A 16,900-nucleotide genomic window follows, 5' to 3' on the forward strand; every position below is an offset into this window, starting at 1 on the left:
GAGTCACAGGCTCGTAAAAACGAACCGCATTCGTTTACACTGGCCGATGAGGCCCAGAACACCATCAAGGAGAGACCATGGCTGAGAAGCAGATGTCCACTGACGGATACCGCGTGCAGAACCCCGCCACCGGTGAGGTCCTGGAGACCGTCGAGCACGCCACCGACGAGGAGGTGCAGCAGATCCTGACCCGGGCCGCGGAGGGCTACCGCGCGTGGTCGGAGAAGACCATCGAGCAGCGCGGCGAGATCGTCCAGAAGGTCGCAGACCTGTTCGCCGAGCGCAAGGAGGAGCTGGCGCGGATCATCACCGAGGAGATGGGCAAGCCCCACGCCGAGGGCGTCGAGGAGGCCGAGTTCTGCGCGGACATCTTCGGCTACTTCGTCAAGAACGGCCCCAAGCTCGGGGCGGATCAGGAGATCGAGTCCTTCTCCGGCGGGAAGGCCTACGTGCAGAAGCGGCCCATCGGCGCGCTGCTCGGGATCATGCCGTGGAACTTCCCGTACTACCAGATCGCCCGCTTCGCCGCGCCCAACCTCATGCTCGGCAACGTCATCATCCTCAAGCACGCGGAGATCTGCCCCCGCTCCGCCCAGGCCGTCCAGCAGATCATGGACGACGCCGGCATCCCCGCAGGGGTCTACGCCAACGTCTTCGCCACCCACGACCAGATCGCCGAGATCATCGCCGATCCCCGGGTGCAGGGCGTGTCCCTGACCGGTTCCGAGCGGGCCGGGTCGATCATCGGCGCGCTGGCCGGTCAGCACCTGAAGAAGGCCGTGCTGGAGCTGGGCGGATCGGACCCGTACGTCATCCTGGACACCGACGACGTCGCCGCCGCGGCCCGCACCGCCTGGGAGACCCGCATCTACAACACCGGGCAGGTCTGCAACGCCAACAAGCGGCTGATCGTCATGGACGAGATCTACGACGAGTTCGTGGCGCAGCTGAAGAGCCTGGCCGAGGGCATGACCCCGGGGGAGACCATCGACGTCGACGCCAAGACCTTCACCCCGATGTCCTCCCGCGCCGCCGCGGAGAACCTCGACGCCCAGGTGCGCCGGGCCGTGGAGCAGGGCGCCGAGCTGGTCGCCGGCGGGGGACTGCGCGATGAGGCCTCCGCCTACTACGCTCCCGCGGTGCTCACCGGCATCACCTCGGAGATGGACGCCTACCGGGAGGAGCTGTTCGGCCCCGTCGCCGCCGTGTACCGCGTCTCCTCCGACGAGGAGGCGCTGCACCTGGCCAACGACACCCAGTACGGCCTGGGCGGTGCCGTGTTCTCGCAGGACACGGCGCGAGCGCAGCGGCTGGCCGAGCGGCTGGAGGTGGGCATGGCCAACGTCAACACCCCCGCCGGGGAGGGCCCCGAGATCCCGTTCGGCGGGGTCAAGCGCTCCGGCTTCGGCCGCGAACTCGGCCCCCTGGGCATGGACGAGTTCGTCAACAAGCGCATGTACTACGTCGCTGACTGAGCCACCGAGCCCGACGACGACGGCCCGCCCGGCACGCGCCGGGCGGGCCGTCGTCCCCCCGGGGGCGTCTGCCCGCTCGCGAGAGGCTTCAGAACCTCCCGCCGGGGCCACCGCCGGGCCCGCCCATGCCGCCAGGTCCGCCCATGCCCCCGCCGGGTCCTCCCTCCGGGCCGCCCCGCCCCATGCCGCCGCGGGAGCCGCCTCCGGGCCCGTCGCCCCAGCCGGCGCCCATCGCACGTCCCCTTCCGGCGCCCATCCCGCCGCCGAACAGGCCGCTGTTGAACACTCCGCCGTCGAACGGCCCCGTGCCGCCTCCGGCCCCGAAGCCCCGGTGTCGGCCGAACAGGCGGGAGAGCAGGCCGGGGCGACCGCCGACACCGTCCCCGCCGGTCAGCGAACCCCACACCGCGGAGCCCACGAAGCCCGCGGCCAGCGAGGCCAGCACCGTGCCGCCGGTCCCCAGCCCGCTGGAGCCGAGCACACTGCTGAGCGTGCCGGGCTTCCTCATCTCCAGTCGGGTCGCCGCCCGAGCCAGCGACGAGGAGGAGGTGTCCGCGGGGGTCTCGCCCGAGCCGGACAGGGCGGTGAGGACCTGCTGGCGCTCCTGCGCGCTCATCGCGGCGAAGGCCTCTTCGTGGGCCTTCTCGATCTGATCCGGGCTGCTCGTGGACAGCAGGTAGCGGTACCGTGCGACGGCGTCGCCGCCGGTCGCGGCGGTCGTGGTGGTGGAGTCCGTGGTCATGGCCGATCATCCCTTCCCCGGCGGGCCCCGGTCGGGGCCCCTGCCGATGTCTCCACGCTAGGAAGCCACCCTGTGCCCGGAGCCCCGTGCTCCTGTGCTCGGGCTGTGACCGAACGGTCCCCAGGCCTCGCCCCCCGGTACGGTGGAAGGGTGAGCGAGGAAACCACCACCGACACCGGCGCGCCTGCCGCGAGGACCGGCGCGGACACCACCGCCGAGCACCCGGACACCCTCGAGGATCCGGCCCTGGAGGTCCTGCGCACCGTCTTCGGCTACGACTCCTTCCGCGGGGACCAGGCCGCGATCATCCACCGGGTCACCGCCGGGGGCGACGCCGTCGTGCTGATGCCCACCGGCGGCGGGAAGTCCCTGTGCTACCAGATCCCGGCGATCCTGCGGGAGGGCACCGGCGTCGTCGTCTCCCCGCTGATCGCGCTGATGCAGGACCAGGTGGAGGCCCTGGAAGCGGTGGGCATCCGCGCCGCGTACCTGAACTCATCCCTGGACCTCGAGCAGGCCCGGACCGTGGAGCGCGGACTGCTGGCCGGGGACTACGACCTGGTCTACCTCGCCCCGGAGCGGCTCGTGCAGGAGCGCACCCTGGACCTGCTGGGCCGGACGCGCCTGGCCCTGTTCGCGATCGACGAGGCGCACTGCGTCTCCCAGTGGGGCCACGACTTCCGGAAGGACTACCTCGGTCTGTCCGTGCTGGCCGATCGCTTCCCCGGGGTCCCGCGCATCGCCCTGACCGCCACCGCCACCGCCGCGACCCACCGGGAGCTGACCGAGCGGCTCGCCCTACAGGGGGCCGAGCACTTCGTCGCCAGCTTCGACCGGCCCAACATCCAGTACCGCATCACCGAGAAGAACTCCGCCCGCCAGCAGCTGCTGCGCCTGATCCGCACCGAGCACGACGGCGAGGCCGGCATCGTCTACTGCCTGTCCCGACGCCGCGTCGAGCAGACCGCTGCCTGGCTGCGGGACCAGGGGGTGGACGCGATGGCCTACCATGCCGGGATGTCCGAGGCGCAGCGGGCCGAGGGCCAGCGTCGGTTCCTGCGCGAGGACGGGGTGGTCATGGTCGCGACCATCGCCTTCGGGATGGGCATCGACAAACCCGATGTGCGCTTCGTCGCTCACCTGGACCTGCCCAAATCCGTGGAGGGCTACTACCAGGAGACCGGGCGCGCTGGGCGCGACGGGCTGCCCGCCACCGCCTGGCTGGCCTACGGGCTGCAGGACGTGGTGCAGCTGCGGCGGATGATCGACGAATCCGAGGGCAGCGAGGAGCACCGGCGGGTGCAGCGGGCCCACCTGGACGCGATGCTCGCCCTGTGTGAGACCACCGACTGCCGACGGGTGCAGATCCTGCGCTACTTCGGGCAGGAGACGGGTCCGTGCGGCAACTGCGATACCTGCCTCAATCCGCCGGCCAGCTGGGATGGGACCGTTCCCGTGCAGAAGCTGCTCTCCGCCGTCGTGCGCCTGGACCGGGAGCGGGGCCAGCGCTTCGGCGCCCAGCAGATCATCGCGGTGCTGCGGGGCACCCCCAACGAACGCTCCACCCGCTCCCGCCACGATCAGCTCAGCGTCTGGGGGATCGGGGCTGACCTGTCCGAGACCGCCTGGCGGGCGGTCATCCGGCAGCTGCTGGCCCGCGGGATCCTCGCCGCGACCGGGGAGTACGGGACGCTGGAGCTGGCCGGGCCTGCCGGGCCCATCCTGCGCGGGGAGCAGACCGTGACCCTGCGGGTCACCCCGGAGCGCACCGCGAAGGTCGCCCGGTCCCGCACTGGTGCCACGGGGTCCCGCTCGACGGTGGCCGCGGAGCTGGGGGAGGAGGACCGGGAGGTCTTCGAGCGGCTGCGGGCCTGGCGCACCGAGCAGGCCCGGGAGCAGGGGGTGCCCGCCTACGTCGTCTTCCCGGACGCGACCCTGATCGAGCTGGCCCGCGCCCGGCCCAGTTCGAGCGCCGCCCTGGCCGAGGTCAGTGGGGTGGGAGCGAAGAAGCTGGAGCGCTACGGCGAGGCGGTCCTGCGGGTGCTGGCCTAGCCGCCGGACCCCCGGTACCTCCCGGTGGACCGGATCGTGCATCGCGAGCCGGATGATCCGGTCCGGACTGCACGATTCAGTCCCGACGCCGTCGGCCCCGTCGCTGCGCGAGGGTCCGGGCCACCATCCTGGCTGTCGTGCCCGGCTGGTGCAGCACCCGGGCGGCGTCCGTGCGCAGGATGAGCCACCCCCGTTCCATGAGCTCCACTTCGCGTTTGCGCTCCTGGTAGATCGCCGCGTCGGTGGGCCCGAAGTCGAAGTACTTGGCGCGACCATCCACCTCGAGGGCCACCCGCTCCTCCTCCCACGCCATATCCAGCCTCCGCCATCCTCGCCCGGTGCGCACCGGCAGCTGGAGCACCGGACGGGGCACCCCGTACCTCACCAGCTCGGCCCTCGTCTGGGATTCCAGCACGGACTCGGAGGCCGCATCGGCGGCGTCGAGCACCGCCTGCGCCCGGGCGCGGTGACGGGATCCGCCCCGGGCCAGCAGCTCGTATCCGAGCTCACGGGACAGTCCCCGGTCCAGCGCCTGATCGGCCAGCACCAGACCGTCGGCGAAGGGCAGGCTCAGCAGCGACTGCACGAGGGCCACCGGCGGGGCGACGGTGTCCACACCGTATCGATCCACGTGGGCGCCGGCCTGTGCGTACGGATCCTCGTGGGTCGTCACATCGGGGGCGTGGTGGTGCGGGCGCGGGCTTCCCGCCACGTGCAGGCGCGAGGGCAGAGCCACGAGGGAGAGCCCGTGCAGCAGGAGGGCCGAATCATGGGAGAAGACCGGCGGACGGGAGAGTGCGGCCGGGCGGGTCAGCGCGAAGGCCAGGTGGTCGGCGATGCAGCGCTCCCTCGGGGACAGCCGCCGCCACAGATCGGCATCGATGCCCGCACCCGGCCTGAGCCGGATGAGCCGTCCGGTGCGCAGCACCTCGTAGAGGGCGCGTCTGCTCATGCCCAGGCCCAGGACGTCGCGGGCCAGGAGGATGTCGGATGGCGTGACCGCAGAGGGCAGCTCCGGGGCTTCGGAGGGCTGGTGGTTCGCGGTGATCGGGGGCGGCGTGCGGTGGTCCATGGCCCCACTGTGACGCGTCGCCGACGTCGGTCCGGCGAGCAGAGACCCCGGGGCGGCCGACCTGTGGATCCGTAACGTCCGGGCGGGGTCCGGAAGGATCCTGTGGATGACGCCCGGCCCTGCTATCGGCGGTCGCGGCGGCTCCGACAGGTCCCGGACCGGATCGTGCGACGTGAGTCGGATGGTCCGGTCCAGACTGCACGATCCTGCCCACGGCGGGTGGGAGGTGGGGGCGGGTCAGTCGGAGAAGGGGTCCTCCCAGCACTCCACCAGGTCCGCGACCGATTCGATGATGCGGGTGGGGCGGTAGGGGTAGCGGTCGATCTCCTCGTCGTCGGAGATCCCGGAGCGCACCAGCAGGGTGCGCATGCCCGCCTCCAGCCCGGACTTCACATCCGTGTCCATCCGGTCCCCGATCATCACCGTGGACTCCGAGTGCGCCCCGATGGTGTTCAGGGCCGAGCGCATCATCACCGGGTTCGGCTTGCCCACGTAGTACGGCTTCTTCCCCGTGGCCGCGGTGATCAGCGCCGCGACCGCCCCCGTCGCCGGCAGCACCCCCTCCGGCGCCGGGCCCGTGATGTCCGGGTTGGTCCCGATGAACCGCGCCCCGCCCCGGATCAGGTTGATCGCCCGGGTGATCGCCTCGAAGGAGTACGTGCGGGTCTCGCCCAGGACCACGAAGTCGGGCTCGTTCTCCCCGAGGATCCACCCGGACTCGTGCAGGCTCGTGGTCAGTCCCGACTCCCCGACGACGTAGGCGGTGCCCACCTCCCGCTGGGTGCGCAGGAAGTGCGCGGTGGCCAGGGCGGAGGTCCAGATCCGCTCCTCCGGGATGTCCAGGCCGGTGGCACGCAGCCGCGCGGAGAGGTCCCGCGGGGTGTGGATCGAGTTGTTCGTCAGGACCATGTAGTTGACGTCGTTGTCCTGCAGGGTCCGCAGGAAGCGGTCCGCCCCGGGGATCATCTCCCCCTCCTTGATGAGGACGCCGTCCATGTCGGTCAGGTAGGAGATCTGCGCAGTCATGCTCCCATTGTGCCCGACGCCGCCCCGCCGGACGCCGACGACGCCCCGCCGGCCGTGGGCCGGAGCGTGCATCGCGGACCGGATCATCCGGCGCACGTGGCACGATCCGGTCCGGGAAGCGAGACGACGGGCCCATACCCGCCCGACGCAGTGGCTCGCCGGGACTCGGCGCGTCACCTGGCGGACGGCCTCGTCTCCGGCGGGCGCCGGTGTGGCAAGATCCTGGGGGACACCGCACCGTCGAGAGACTCAGGATCCCCCGTGAGCCAGAACCCGCCATCGCCGCAGAACCAGCCACCTCAGAACGGCCGGGCGCAGACCCCGCCGCACCGGAACCCGCCGCATCAGCCGGAGCGCCACAGCCCCGCCGATCTGCCCGAACACGCGGGGGACCTGGCCCACGCGGATCGCACGAGCTCCGGGCAGGGCCCGGTCCGCCCCGGATCGGTCCTGACCCGGTGGGGGATCCTGCCGTGGGTGCTGCTGGCGATCGTGCTGGGCCTGGTCTGCGGGACCTTCTTCCCCGAGGGGCTCTCGCGGGTGTTCTTCACCTTCAACGACATCTTCTCCCAGCTGCTGAACTTCGCGATCCCGCTGATCATCGTCGGTCTGGTGGTCCCGGCCATCGGGGACCTGGGGCGCGGGGCTGGGCGCTGGCTGGGGCTGACCGCGGGCCTGGCCTACGCCTCCACGATCTTCGCGGGCATGCTGACCCTCGCCGTCGCCCTGTGGATCTTCCCGGGCATCCTGCACCGGGGCACCTTCTCCGACGTGCACGCCGCCGAGGACGATCTCGCCTCGACCTCCGGGTACTTCACGATCGAGATCCCCGCGCCCTTGGAGGTTATGACGGCGCTGATCCTCGCCTTCGTGCTGGGCATCGGGCTGTCCATCGTCCCGCGCGGGGTGCTGCGCCGGGGCTTCCTGGAGTTCCGGGAGATCATCACCGCCCTGATCAGCCGGATCATCATCCCGCTGCTGCCGCTGCACATCTTCGGGATCTTCCTGAACCTCACCCAGTCCGGGGAGGTCGGGAAGGTCATCTCCACGCTGCTGGTCGTCGTCGTGGTGGTGCTGGTGCTGGAGGTCGTGATCCTCGGGACCCAGTACGGGATCGCCGGGGCGGTGAGCCGACGCAACCCGGTGAAGGCCGTGTGGACCATGAAGGACGCCTACCTGACGGCCCTGGGCACCTCCTCCTCGGCGGCCACGATCCCGGTGACCCTGCGCCAGACCCTGAAGAACGGGGTGCGCCACCCGGTCGCGAACTTCGTGGTGCCCCTGTGCGCGACGATCCACCTGGCCGGCTCCGCCTCCAAGATCACCGCCTTCGCGATCGCGATCGCGTTCACCCAGGGGGTCGGGGTCTCCACGGGGCAGTGGATCGGCTTCGTGTTCATGCTCGGCATCGTGATGGTCGCCGCCCCCGGGGTGCCGGGCGGGGCGATCATGGCCGCCGTCGGCATCCTGCAGTCCATGCTGGGCTTCGACGAGCAGCAGATCGCTCTGATGATCGCGACCTACATCGCGCTGGACTCCTTCGGCACCGCCACGAACGTGACGGGGGACGGGGCGATCGCGATGGTCGTGGACCGGCTGATCGGGCGGCGCCTGGACGAGAAGCAGCGGGTCGCGCCCACCCACGAGTACGTGCCCTTCGACCCGGACGCCTACATCGAGCAGGTCAGCTACGAGTAGCTCACCCCGCCCACGATGCCGCCGCCCGGCCCTCGACCATGCGAGGACCGGGCGGCGGCATCGTGGGGGTGTCAGTCTGCCTTGGGGATGATCAGCCAGGCCACGAGGTAGAAGATTGCCTGCGGACCGGGGATCAGCAGGGAGAGGATGAACAGCAGGCGCACGCGGGCGGGGGACCAGTCCAGGGACTCGGCGATGCCGCCGCACACGCCGGCGATGATCTTGTGGGTGCGGGAGCGCTTCAATGCCATGCCCTCACTCTAGGCCCTGTCCGCCGGCTCCTCGCCGGGTCGTCCGGGCTGCTCCCAGGTGCGGGCCGGCTTGGAGCCTGCGGACCACTCGAGCAGCCAGCCCGGCACCTCGCGTCCGGCGGGCAGGGGGCCGGTGAGCTCGAGGACCTCGTCGTGGCTGACCGAGCCCCCGCCGCGGCGCAGGAAGCGGGCGCGCACCGCGGCCTGCGCGTACAGGTCGGCGCCGACGGCGAAGGTCTGCTCCAGGTAGATCCACCGCTCATCCAGACCGAGGACGCGGGTGTGCACCGTGAACCTCTGGCCCAGGGTGAGGGAGCGGCGGTAGCTGATGGTCTGCCCGGCCACGACCGGATACCAGCCCCGACGCCGCAGCCGGGCCCAGAACCCCGAGCGGGTCATCAGGTCCAGCCGCGCCAGATCCATGATGGTCAGGTACCGGCCGTTGTTCATGTGCCCGAGCACGTCCAGGTCGGTGGGGGCCACCCGGAAGGCGGTGGCGGCGGTGTCCCAGATGCTCAGCGGGCGGTCCCGGCGGCCGGCGCGGGTCCGCAGGGTCATCAGCAGCAGACGCAGGTACAGGTTCACGGGTGTCCCTTCGGGATCGGATGCGACGTGGATCACTGTACCGGAGTCCCCGGGGCCCGGGATCCGCGATCCGGGCCCGAGGGCGCGACGCCGGGGCGGAGGGGGTGCTGATAGGCTCATCACCAGGCGCGATGCCTCGTCCGACGGGGACGGCACCGCCCTTCCGCTCGCGGCGAGGAGGTCCCGATGCAGCACGGCCAGTACCTGCTCCTGCTCGCCTCCTGCCTGCTGCTGACCCTGCCGCTGGAGTTCGTCTTCCGCGCCCGGGTCTACCGCCGCCCGCTGCTGACGCTGCGGGTGATCGGCGTCGTGCTGATCCTCTTCGGCGCCTGGGATGTCCTCGCCTACCACCGCGGCCACTGGACCTACGACTCCCAGTACTTCTCGGGGATCGCGATCCCGGGCGGGCTGCCCCTGGAGGAGATCCTGTTCTTCGTGGCGATCCCCCTGTGCGCCCTGCTGACCTACGGTGCCGTGGACACCTGCCTGGGCTGGCTGCGCCGCCTGCGCCGCGGGTCGGCAGCACCCGCGCGGGATCGCCGGGATCGGCAGGTCCCGGAAGCAGGGGAGGGGCCGCATGCCTGAGTACACGCTGTGGACCCTGCTGGGCATGGCCGCGGTCCTGCTCGCGGAGATCCTGTGGCTGCGCACCGGGGTCTTCCGGCAGCCGCGCTACTGGATCTCCCTGGCCATCATCCTGGGCTTCCAGGTGCTGGTCGACGGCTGGCTGACCAAGCTCTCGGCGCCCCTGGTGATCTACAACCCGCGGGAGTTCTCCGGGATCCGCTTCCCCTGGGACATCCCCCTCGAGGACTTCGGCTTCGGCTGGGCCATGGTCACCCTCGCCATCATCCTGTGGAACCGGTGGGGCGGGGCCGACGACGCCGCGGCCGAACGCCCCGCCCCCGACGATCGGGAGATCCGATGACGCACCATCGCCCCGCCCCGGGCATCCGGGACCGCCGCGCCGAGCTGATCCCCGGGCCGCAGGGAGCCGAGCGGCCGGATCGGCGCCGCCGGGTGCTGGTCATCGGCGGCGGCATCGCCGGACTGGCCGCGGCCACCGGACTGGCCGAGCGCGGCGTCGAGGTGCACCTGGTGGAGGAGCGCCCGCAGCTGGGCGGGCGGGTGCGCTCCTGGCCCATCACGACCCCGCAGGGGCCGGCCACGATGGGCCGGGGCTTCCACGCCTTCTTCCGGCAGTACTACAACCTCCGAGCGCTGCTGCGGCGCCTGCCCCCGGAGGCTCCCGGGCTGGTGCCGATCGCGGACTACCCGCTGGTCTCCTCCACCGGGCTCGCCGACTCCTTCCGGCGCATCCCCCGCACCCCGCCGTTCAGCTTCATCGGATTCGTCCTGACCAGCCCCAGCTTCCGGCTCACGGACCTGCCGCGGGTGGACCTGGACGCTGCCCTGTCCCTGCTGGACGTGGACTTCCCGGACACGTTCCGCCGCTGGGACGGGGTCAGCGCCCAGCGGTTCCTGGATGAGCTGGGCTTCCCGCCGCGGGCCCGGCACCTGGCCCTGGAGGTCTTCGCCCGCAGCTTCTTCGCCGACCCCCGGGACTTCTCCGCCGGTGAGCTGGTGGCGATGTTCCACACCTACTTCCTCGGCTCGGCCGAGGGCCTGCTGTTCGACACCGCCGCCGAGGACTTCGACACCGCCCTGTGGCGGCCCCTGCGCGGGCACCTGGAGGGCCTGGGCGTGCGGTTCGCGACGGATCGGGTGCAGGCCCTGGACCTGCGCGGCCCCGCGATCCGGGCCCGCTTCGACGACGCGGCGCCTGAGGGGTACGACGCCGCGGTGCTCGCCGCCGGCCCGGAGGGCATCCGCCGGCTCGTCGAGACGGCCGAGGGCGTGGAGGATGCGGACTGGCGTTCGCGGGTCGGGCGGCTGCGCACCGCCCTGCCGTTCGCGGTCTGGCGCCTGTGGCTGGACCGCCCGGTGCACCGTGAGCGCCCGGCGTTCCTGGGCACCACCGGGTACGGCCCGCTGGACAACGTCAGCGTGCTGGAGCGCTTCGAGGCCGGGGCGGCCCGGTGGCGCGCCGAGCACGGCGGCAGCGTCGTCGAGCTGCACGCCTACGCCCTGCCCGAAGGCAGCGACCCCGAGCGGCTGCGCACGCGGCTGCGCGCGGAGCTGGCCCGGGTCTGGCCGGAGACCGCCGCGGCCGGGATCCGGCACGAGGAGCTGCTGATCGAACGGGACTGCCCGCTGATCGGCACCGAGCCGTGGGAGCGCCGACCCACCGTGGCCACCCCGGATCCCCGGCTGATGCTGGCCGGTGACTGCCTGCGCACGGACCTGCCGGTGGCGCTGATGGAGCGGGCCGCGACCACTGGCTGGCAGGCGGCCAACGCCCTGCTGGAAGGGTGGGGTGTGCGCGGACACGACCTGCTGTCCCCGCCGCGCACCGCCCGCGCCTCCTGGCCGGGGTGGGCCCGCCGGGCCCTGGGTGCCCTGCCCGGGGCGGGACGCGGCCGGAAATCCGAGGAGAGGCGCGGATGAGACCGACCGGACTGGACCTGTACGACGCCGCGGCCTCGGCCGGAGCCGGCACCGTGATCCGCCGCTACTCCACCTCCTTCGGCCTGGCCAGCCGCCTGCTCTCCCGGCGGATCCGCCCGCGCATCGCCGACGTCTACGCCCTGGTGCGGGTCGCCGACGAGATCGTCGACGGCCCCGCCGAACAGGCCGGGTTCGATGCGGCCCAGCGCCGCAGCGAGCTGGATGCCCTGGAGGCCCGCACCGAACGCGCCCTGCAGATCGGCTTCAGCGGGGACCTCATCGTGCACGCCTTCGCCCGCACCGCCCGGGAGCACGGGATCGGCGTCGAGCTGACCCGGCCCTTCTTCGCCTCGATGCGCACCGACCTGCACCGACGCGAGTTCAGCCCGGAGCAGGCCCGGGACTACGTCTACGGCTCCGCGGAGGTCATCGGACTGATGTGCCTGCGGATCTTCGAGGCGGGCCGGCCCCGCACCGCGCAGCAGGAGCGGATCCTCGCCGACGGCGCCCGGTCCTTGGGGAGGGCCTTCCAGCGGGTGAACTTCCTGCGGGACTGGGCCGCGGACACCGGCCAGCTGCACCGGGTCTACCTGCCCGAGGCGGCCGCGGGCCTGGACGGGCCCGCCCGGGACGCCGTCGTCGCCTCGATCCGGTGCGACCTCGCCGAGGCCGACGCCGCGATCCCGCTGCTGGATCCCGGCGCCCGCCCCGCGGTGCAGGCGGCCCGGGACCTGTTCGGGGAGCTGACCGACCGGCTGGCCCGGACCGACCCGCAGCGGCTGCGCCGGGACCGCATCCGCGTGCCCGCACCCCGCAAGGCCGCCCTGCTGCTGCGCGCCGCGACCCGAAGGAGCCGCGCATGATCCCCCGCCCCGGCCGACGCCGGAACCGACCTCGCCCGCAGACGCGCCGCCCCGCCGAGGAGCCGGTGATCGTGATCGGCGGGGGCATCGCCGGGCTGGCCACCGCCTGCCTGCTGGCCCGGGACGGGCACCCGGTCACCGTGCTCGAGCGCAACGAGCGGGTCGGCGGCCGGGCCGGCACCTGGGCGCCGGAAGGCTGGGTCTTCGACACCGGCCCCTCCTGGTACCTCATGCCGGAGACCTTCGACCACTTCTTCGCGATGCTGGGCACCAGCACGCGCCGGGAGCTGGAGCTGACCCGGCTGGACCCGGCCTACCGCGTCTACCCGGCTCCGCGGGACGACGGGCCCGCGGACCCGGTGGACGTGATCACCGGGGACGGGCCGGCCGGGCGGCTGTTCGAGCGGCTGGAACCCGGATCGGGGCCGCGGCTGCGCCGCTACCTGCGCTCGGCCACCCGCGCCTACCGGGCCGCCCTGGCCGCCTTCCTGTACAACCGGTTCTCCACCGTGCGGGACCTGACCCACCCGCGGGTGCTGGCGGCCCTGCCGGCGGTGCTGCCGCTGCTGGGGCGCTCGCTGTGGTCCTACGCCGCCGCCCGCTTCCGCCATCCTGTGCTGCGCCAGATCCTCGGCTATCCGGCCGTGTTCCTGGGTGCCTCGCCCTTCCGCGCCCCAGCCCTGTACCACCTGATGAGCCACCTGGACCTGCGCGACGGCGTGCGCTGGCCGCGCGGCGGGTTCACCGGCGTCGTGCGGACGCTGACCCGGCTGGCCGAGCGCGAGGGGGCGGAGATCCGCACCGGCTGCGAGGTCACCGCGATCACCTCCCGCGCCGGGCGCGCCGAGTCCGTGACGTACCTCCAGGCCGGTCGGGAGCACACCCTGCGGGCCCCGATCATCGTCTCCGCCGCGGATGAGCACCACACCGAGACCGAGCTGCTGGCCCCTGAAGACCGCACCCATCGGAGCCGACGGTGGTCCCGGCAGGTCTCCGGGCCCGGGGCGGTGCTCGTGCTGCTGGGGGTGCGCGGGCAGCTGCCGCAGCTGGCCCACCACACCCTGTTCTTCACCGAGGACTGGCGGGAGAACTTCGCCGCGATCTTCGGGCCGCGGGCGCACGTTCCGGACCCGGCGTCGATCTACGTGTGCCGGTCCTCGGCCACCGACGACGTCGCCCCGCCCGGGCACGAGAACCTCTTCGTGCTCGTGCCCGTCCCGCCCGATCCCGGAATCGGGCGCGGAGGTGAGGAGGGGTCGGGCGATGCCCTCGTGGAGCAAGCCGCGGACCGGGTCATCGAGCAGATCTCCGAGTGGGCGGGGATCCCCGATCTGGCCGAGCGGATCGTGCTGCGCCGCACCATCGGTCCCGGAGATTTCGAGGCCGACTACCACGCCTTCCGCGGCAGCGCCCTGGGACCCGCCCACACCCTCGGGCAGTCCGCGTTCTTCCGCGGACGCACCGTCTCCCGCCGGGTGGCCGGCCTGTACTACGCGGGCTCGACCACCGTGCCCGGCGTGGGGGTGCCGATGTGCCTGATCAGTGCCGAGCTGGTGCTCAAGGCCGTGCGCGGGCGCGGCGGCCCGGGGCCCCTGCCGGAGCCGGCCCCGGACGGCGAGACCGCCCCGGACGGGGAGACAGCCCCGACCCCGGGAGAGCCCGGGTGAGCGGGCGGGCCGAGAGCACGGGGGCGAGTGCGGACGTGAAGTCAGAGCCGGGTTCGGAGGTGAGCGCGGAGCTGGGCGCCTGCCCGATCACCCGGATCCGGTCGATGGTCCGGGCCCGCCAGGTGCTCGGGCTCCGCGGGGCGAGCACCCAGGCCGGGTTCACCGCGGAGAAGATCCCCGAGGGGCTGTTCCGCCGTCGTCCCCTGCTGATCGCGGACGATCCCGGCCGGGACGAGCGGCGCCGGGAGCTCGGCCGGTTCTTTGCCCCGCCGGCCCTGCGGGGAGCCCACGAGCGGTTCATCCGGGCGATGGCCCGGCGCACCGCCCGCCAGCTGAGTGCGGACGGCGCCCCGCGGTGTCTGGACGAGGCGGCCCTGCGCTACTCGGTGGCGGTGGCCGCTCGGGTCGTCGGGCTGCCGGAGGACCGCATCCCGGCCACCGCGCGCCGCCTGGAACGGTTCTTCACCCAGCCGCCGGTGGATTACGCCCGACGTGACTACGGCCGCACCCGCCGCCAGTGGATCCAGGCGGCCGTGCGCGGGCTGCGGGCCGTCCTCGGTTTCTGGCACGGCGACGTCGCCCCCGCGATCCGCGCCCACCGACGGTCCCCGCGCCGGGACCCGATCGGGACCCTGCTGGCCCACGGGGCGGGCCGGGTGGAGATCCTCGCCGAGGCGATGACCTGGGCCACGGCCGGGATGGTCACCACCCGCGAGTTCATCACGATGGCGACGTGGCGGCTGCTCGAGGATCCCGCCCTGGCCGAGGCCTACCGCGCCGCGGACGCGGACGGTCGGGATCTGCTGCTGCGCGAGATCCTGCGGGTGGAGCCGGTGGTGAGCCACCTGTACCGGCGGGTGCGCGAGCCCATCTCCGGCGCGGGCGGGCAGGCGCAGCTGCCGGTCGGGGCGTTCCTGGACCTGGACGTGCGGGCGGCCAACCGGGACCCGGAGGCCGTGGGGGAGCGTCCGGATCGGATCCGCCCGGACCGGGGCCTGCCGGGGTCCCGGGCGGCCGGGCTGAGCTTCGGGCACGGCACGCACCGCTGCCCGGGCGAGCCCCTGGCCCTGCTGGAGACGCGGCTGCTGATCGACGAGCTGCTGGCCCGCGGCGTCCGGATCGTCCGGGAGCCGCGGCGCGCGGAGGACCCGCTGATCGCCGGGTACCGGCTGCGCGGGATGCTGGTGCGCGTCGGCCCCGCGCCCACCCGTCCGGGGGGAGCTGGTCAGCGCAGGCGCAGCCCCCGGTAGCGGGAAGCGGCGGCGAGGATCTCCTGGCGCCGCGGCATCGCCAGGTCCCCGCGCGGGTCCCGCCGGGCCCCGCTCAGCCCGTCCAGGCCCTCCTGCTCCAGCAGCTCCACCACCCGGTCGGCCAGCTGCGGCAGGGAGGTCCGCCCGTCGGCCCACCGGGCCATCATCTCCAGGGACAGGGCGATCGCCGCGGTCTGCGGGGTGCCGGCCAGCTGCGCGAGGAAGGCCAGGTCGATGTCCTGGCGGCCGAACTGGATCGTGTGCTCCCCGCGGGCCCGGGCCGGCTTGCGCTTATCCTGCGGGTTCAGGCTCGCCGGGTCCGGCACGCGGGCCGGCACCGGCCGGGCGAAGACCTCGCCCCGCCCCTCGTCCGGGGCGGGACCCTCGTCGGGGAAGCGCGCGGCGATCCCCCGGGCCCGGTCGGTGACCTCCCGCGGCTCGTAGGCCTCCATCGCGATCACGTGATCGGCCACGGGGAAGAACGCCCCGGAGCCTCCGGCCACCAGCACCGTGGAGATCCCGCGCTGCTCATACAGGGCGCGGATGCGCTGCACGAACGGGGTGATCGGCTCGGATCCGGCCGGGATGAGCTCGCGCATCGCCGCATCCCGGATCATGAAGTTGGTGGCCGAGGTGTCCTCGTCGATCAGCAGAGCGTTCGCCCCGGCCTCGAGGGCTTCGGCGAGGTTGGCGGCCTGGGAGGTGGACCCGGAGGCGTTCGCTGTGGAGAAGGCGGTGGTGTCCGTCCCGGAGGGCAGGTTCGTGATGAACGCGGAGATGTCCGTGCCGGTCACGGCCCGCCCGTCCTCGGCGCGCACGCTCACGGCGTCGGGATCGGTGAGCACCCACTCCCGACCGTCCCCGCCGACGTGCGGGTACACGCCGCGTTCGATCGCGCGCAGCAGGGTGGACTTGCCGTGGTAGCCGCCCCCGACGATCACCGTGATCCCGCGGGGCACCCCCATCCCGGTGACGGTGCGCCCGCTGGGCAGCTCGAAGCCCACCCGCAGGGAGTCGGGGCTGCGGAAGGCGACGGCGTCGGGCAGGGGCTCATCCGAGACCCCGGAGGAGCGCGGTAGCACGGCCCCGTCCCCGAGGAAGGCCACCAGGCCCCGGTCCCGCAGGCCCTCGCGCAGGGCCAGCTGGTCCAGGTGCAGCGTGACGTGCTCGCGCAGGGCGGCCTCGTCCAGGCCGCCGAACAGCGCCGAGGCGCGCACGGCCTCCGGCAGATCCCCGGTGAGCAGTCGGGCCGCCGCGCGGCCCTTGATCCGGCGGCCCGCGGCGGGCAGGGCGGCGTTGAAGCGCACCTCGATGGTCTCAGCAGGCCCGTCGGAGTCTCCCAGCAGCACGACGCTGCTGCGCTCCAGGACCTCCTGCCCCGGTGCGGACAGGCGCAGGTCCCGGCTGGCTCGGTGCAGGCGGGTGTGCAGGTCCCGGGCCAGGAAATCCGCGACGGCGGTGCGCTGGGCGCGGGTGCGGGTCAGCTCGCCGGGCACCGCGGAGTCGGCGAGGCGCACGGCCAGGCGCAGGGAGGACGGCGGGGCGTAGGGATCGGACTGGACGTGGTCGATGATCAGCTCCGCCTCGCCCAGGTCATAGCGGCCGGTGATGCGCTTGTAGCCGCCGTAGCCGGAGCCGTCCAGGCGGTGCAGCGCGTCGATGAGGTCCTGGCGTGTGCGTGTCATGCCTCGATGGTAGACACACGGGCCTG

At 73.2% G+C, this 16,900-nt stretch carries 15 protein-coding genes; 9 read left to right on the top strand and 6 right to left on the bottom strand.

The features are described from left to right. Positions 1-92 precede the first annotated feature (92 nt). Positions 93-1,475 carry an NAD-dependent succinate-semialdehyde dehydrogenase gene (locus AC0VXQ_RS03805; protein WP_058731578.1) on the top strand — a complete coding sequence of 461 codons (1,383 nt, stop codon included), beginning with the start codon at positions 93-95 and terminating at the stop codon, positions 1,473-1,475. A gap of 88 nt (positions 1,476-1,563) precedes the next feature. Here AC0VXQ_RS03805 and AC0VXQ_RS03810 read toward each other — a convergent pair whose 3' ends face one another. Next, positions 1,564-2,217, bottom strand: a complete 654-nt coding sequence (locus tag AC0VXQ_RS03810; RefSeq protein ID WP_061225739.1) for a hypothetical protein — start codon at positions 2,215-2,217, stop codon at positions 1,564-1,566. A gap of 150 nt (positions 2,218-2,367) precedes the next feature. Between AC0VXQ_RS03810 and recQ the strand changes: the two genes are divergently transcribed. After that, positions 2,368-4,269 (top strand): DNA helicase RecQ, encoded by a 1,902-nt coding sequence (gene recQ / locus AC0VXQ_RS03815; RefSeq protein ID WP_404435679.1) that lies wholly within the window; start codon positions 2,368-2,370, stop codon positions 4,267-4,269. 76 nt (positions 4,270-4,345) lie between these two features. Here recQ and AC0VXQ_RS03820 read toward each other — a convergent pair whose 3' ends face one another. Continuing rightward, positions 4,346-5,341 (bottom strand): hypothetical protein, encoded by a 996-nt coding sequence (locus tag AC0VXQ_RS03820; RefSeq protein ID WP_058731545.1) that lies wholly within the window; start codon positions 5,339-5,341, stop codon positions 4,346-4,348. Between the two features lie 237 nt (positions 5,342-5,578). Further along, positions 5,579-6,367: an HAD-IIA family hydrolase gene (locus AC0VXQ_RS03825; protein ID WP_055684716.1), complete on the bottom strand. Its 789-nt coding sequence runs from the start codon at positions 6,365-6,367 to the stop codon at positions 5,579-5,581. A 261-nt stretch (positions 6,368-6,628) separates the two neighbouring features. Between AC0VXQ_RS03825 and AC0VXQ_RS03830 the strand changes: the two genes are divergently transcribed. After that, positions 6,629-8,065, top strand: coding sequence for a dicarboxylate/amino acid:cation symporter (locus AC0VXQ_RS03830; RefSeq protein WP_475529180.1), 1,437 nt, complete (start codon positions 6,629-6,631; stop codon positions 8,063-8,065). 71 nt (positions 8,066-8,136) lie between these two features. On the opposite strand, the gene AC0VXQ_RS03835 is transcribed toward AC0VXQ_RS03830, so the two are convergent. Both AC0VXQ_RS03835 and AC0VXQ_RS03840 read right to left on the bottom strand, forming a co-directional pair. Then, positions 8,137-8,316, bottom strand: coding sequence for a PspC domain-containing protein (locus AC0VXQ_RS03835; RefSeq protein WP_055684686.1), 180 nt, complete (start codon positions 8,314-8,316; stop codon positions 8,137-8,139). Positions 8,317-8,325: 9 nt separating this feature from the next. Then, on the bottom strand, positions 8,326-8,901 hold the full coding sequence (locus tag AC0VXQ_RS03840) for an acyl-CoA thioesterase (RefSeq protein ID WP_475529182.1): 576 nt from the start codon (positions 8,899-8,901) through the stop codon (positions 8,326-8,328). A 186-nt stretch (positions 8,902-9,087) separates the two neighbouring features. On the opposite strand from AC0VXQ_RS03840, the gene AC0VXQ_RS03845 reads away from it, so the two are divergent. Genes AC0VXQ_RS03845 through AC0VXQ_RS03870 form a run of 6 tightly spaced genes read left to right on the top strand, consistent with a single transcriptional unit; the run spans position 9,088 to position 15,189 of the window. Beyond that, on the top strand, positions 9,088-9,486 hold the full coding sequence (locus tag AC0VXQ_RS03845; protein WP_198490681.1) for a lycopene cyclase domain-containing protein: 399 nt from the start codon (positions 9,088-9,090) through the stop codon (positions 9,484-9,486). Further along, complete coding sequence (locus AC0VXQ_RS03850; RefSeq protein WP_475529184.1) at positions 9,479-9,829, top strand: lycopene cyclase domain-containing protein; 351 nt, start codon at positions 9,479-9,481, stop codon at positions 9,827-9,829. The genes AC0VXQ_RS03845 and AC0VXQ_RS03850 overlap by 8 nt, the downstream gene beginning before the upstream one ends. Beyond that, positions 9,826-11,409, top strand: coding sequence for an FAD-dependent oxidoreductase (locus tag AC0VXQ_RS03855; protein ID WP_475529186.1), 1,584 nt, complete (start codon positions 9,826-9,828; stop codon positions 11,407-11,409). Before AC0VXQ_RS03850 ends, AC0VXQ_RS03855 begins: the two co-directional genes overlap by 4 nt. Continuing rightward, positions 11,406-12,272, top strand: coding sequence for a phytoene/squalene synthase family protein (locus tag AC0VXQ_RS03860; protein WP_166637404.1), 867 nt, complete (start codon positions 11,406-11,408; stop codon positions 12,270-12,272). The genes AC0VXQ_RS03855 and AC0VXQ_RS03860 overlap by 4 nt, the downstream gene beginning before the upstream one ends. Beyond that, entirely contained in the window at positions 12,269-13,939 is a 1,671-nt protein-coding gene (gene crtI / locus AC0VXQ_RS03865; RefSeq protein ID WP_475529188.1) for a phytoene desaturase family protein, read from the top strand. Before AC0VXQ_RS03860 ends, crtI begins: the two co-directional genes overlap by 4 nt. 35 nt (positions 13,940-13,974) lie before the next feature. Further along, a complete protein-coding gene (locus tag AC0VXQ_RS03870) occupies positions 13,975-15,189 on the top strand; it encodes a cytochrome P450 (RefSeq protein WP_475529190.1) in 1,215 nt (404 codons plus the stop codon). On the opposite strand, the gene AC0VXQ_RS03875 is transcribed toward AC0VXQ_RS03870, so the two are convergent. Continuing rightward, positions 15,165-16,874, bottom strand: coding sequence for an ABC-ATPase domain-containing protein (locus tag AC0VXQ_RS03875; protein WP_475529192.1), 1,710 nt, complete (start codon positions 16,872-16,874; stop codon positions 15,165-15,167). The two genes, AC0VXQ_RS03870 and AC0VXQ_RS03875, sit on opposite strands and share 25 nt — an antisense overlap. Between the last annotated feature and the right edge of the window lie 26 nt (positions 16,875-16,900).

The sequence above is a fragment of the Rothia sp. QJM3NY_36 genome (genome assembly GCF_056173115.1).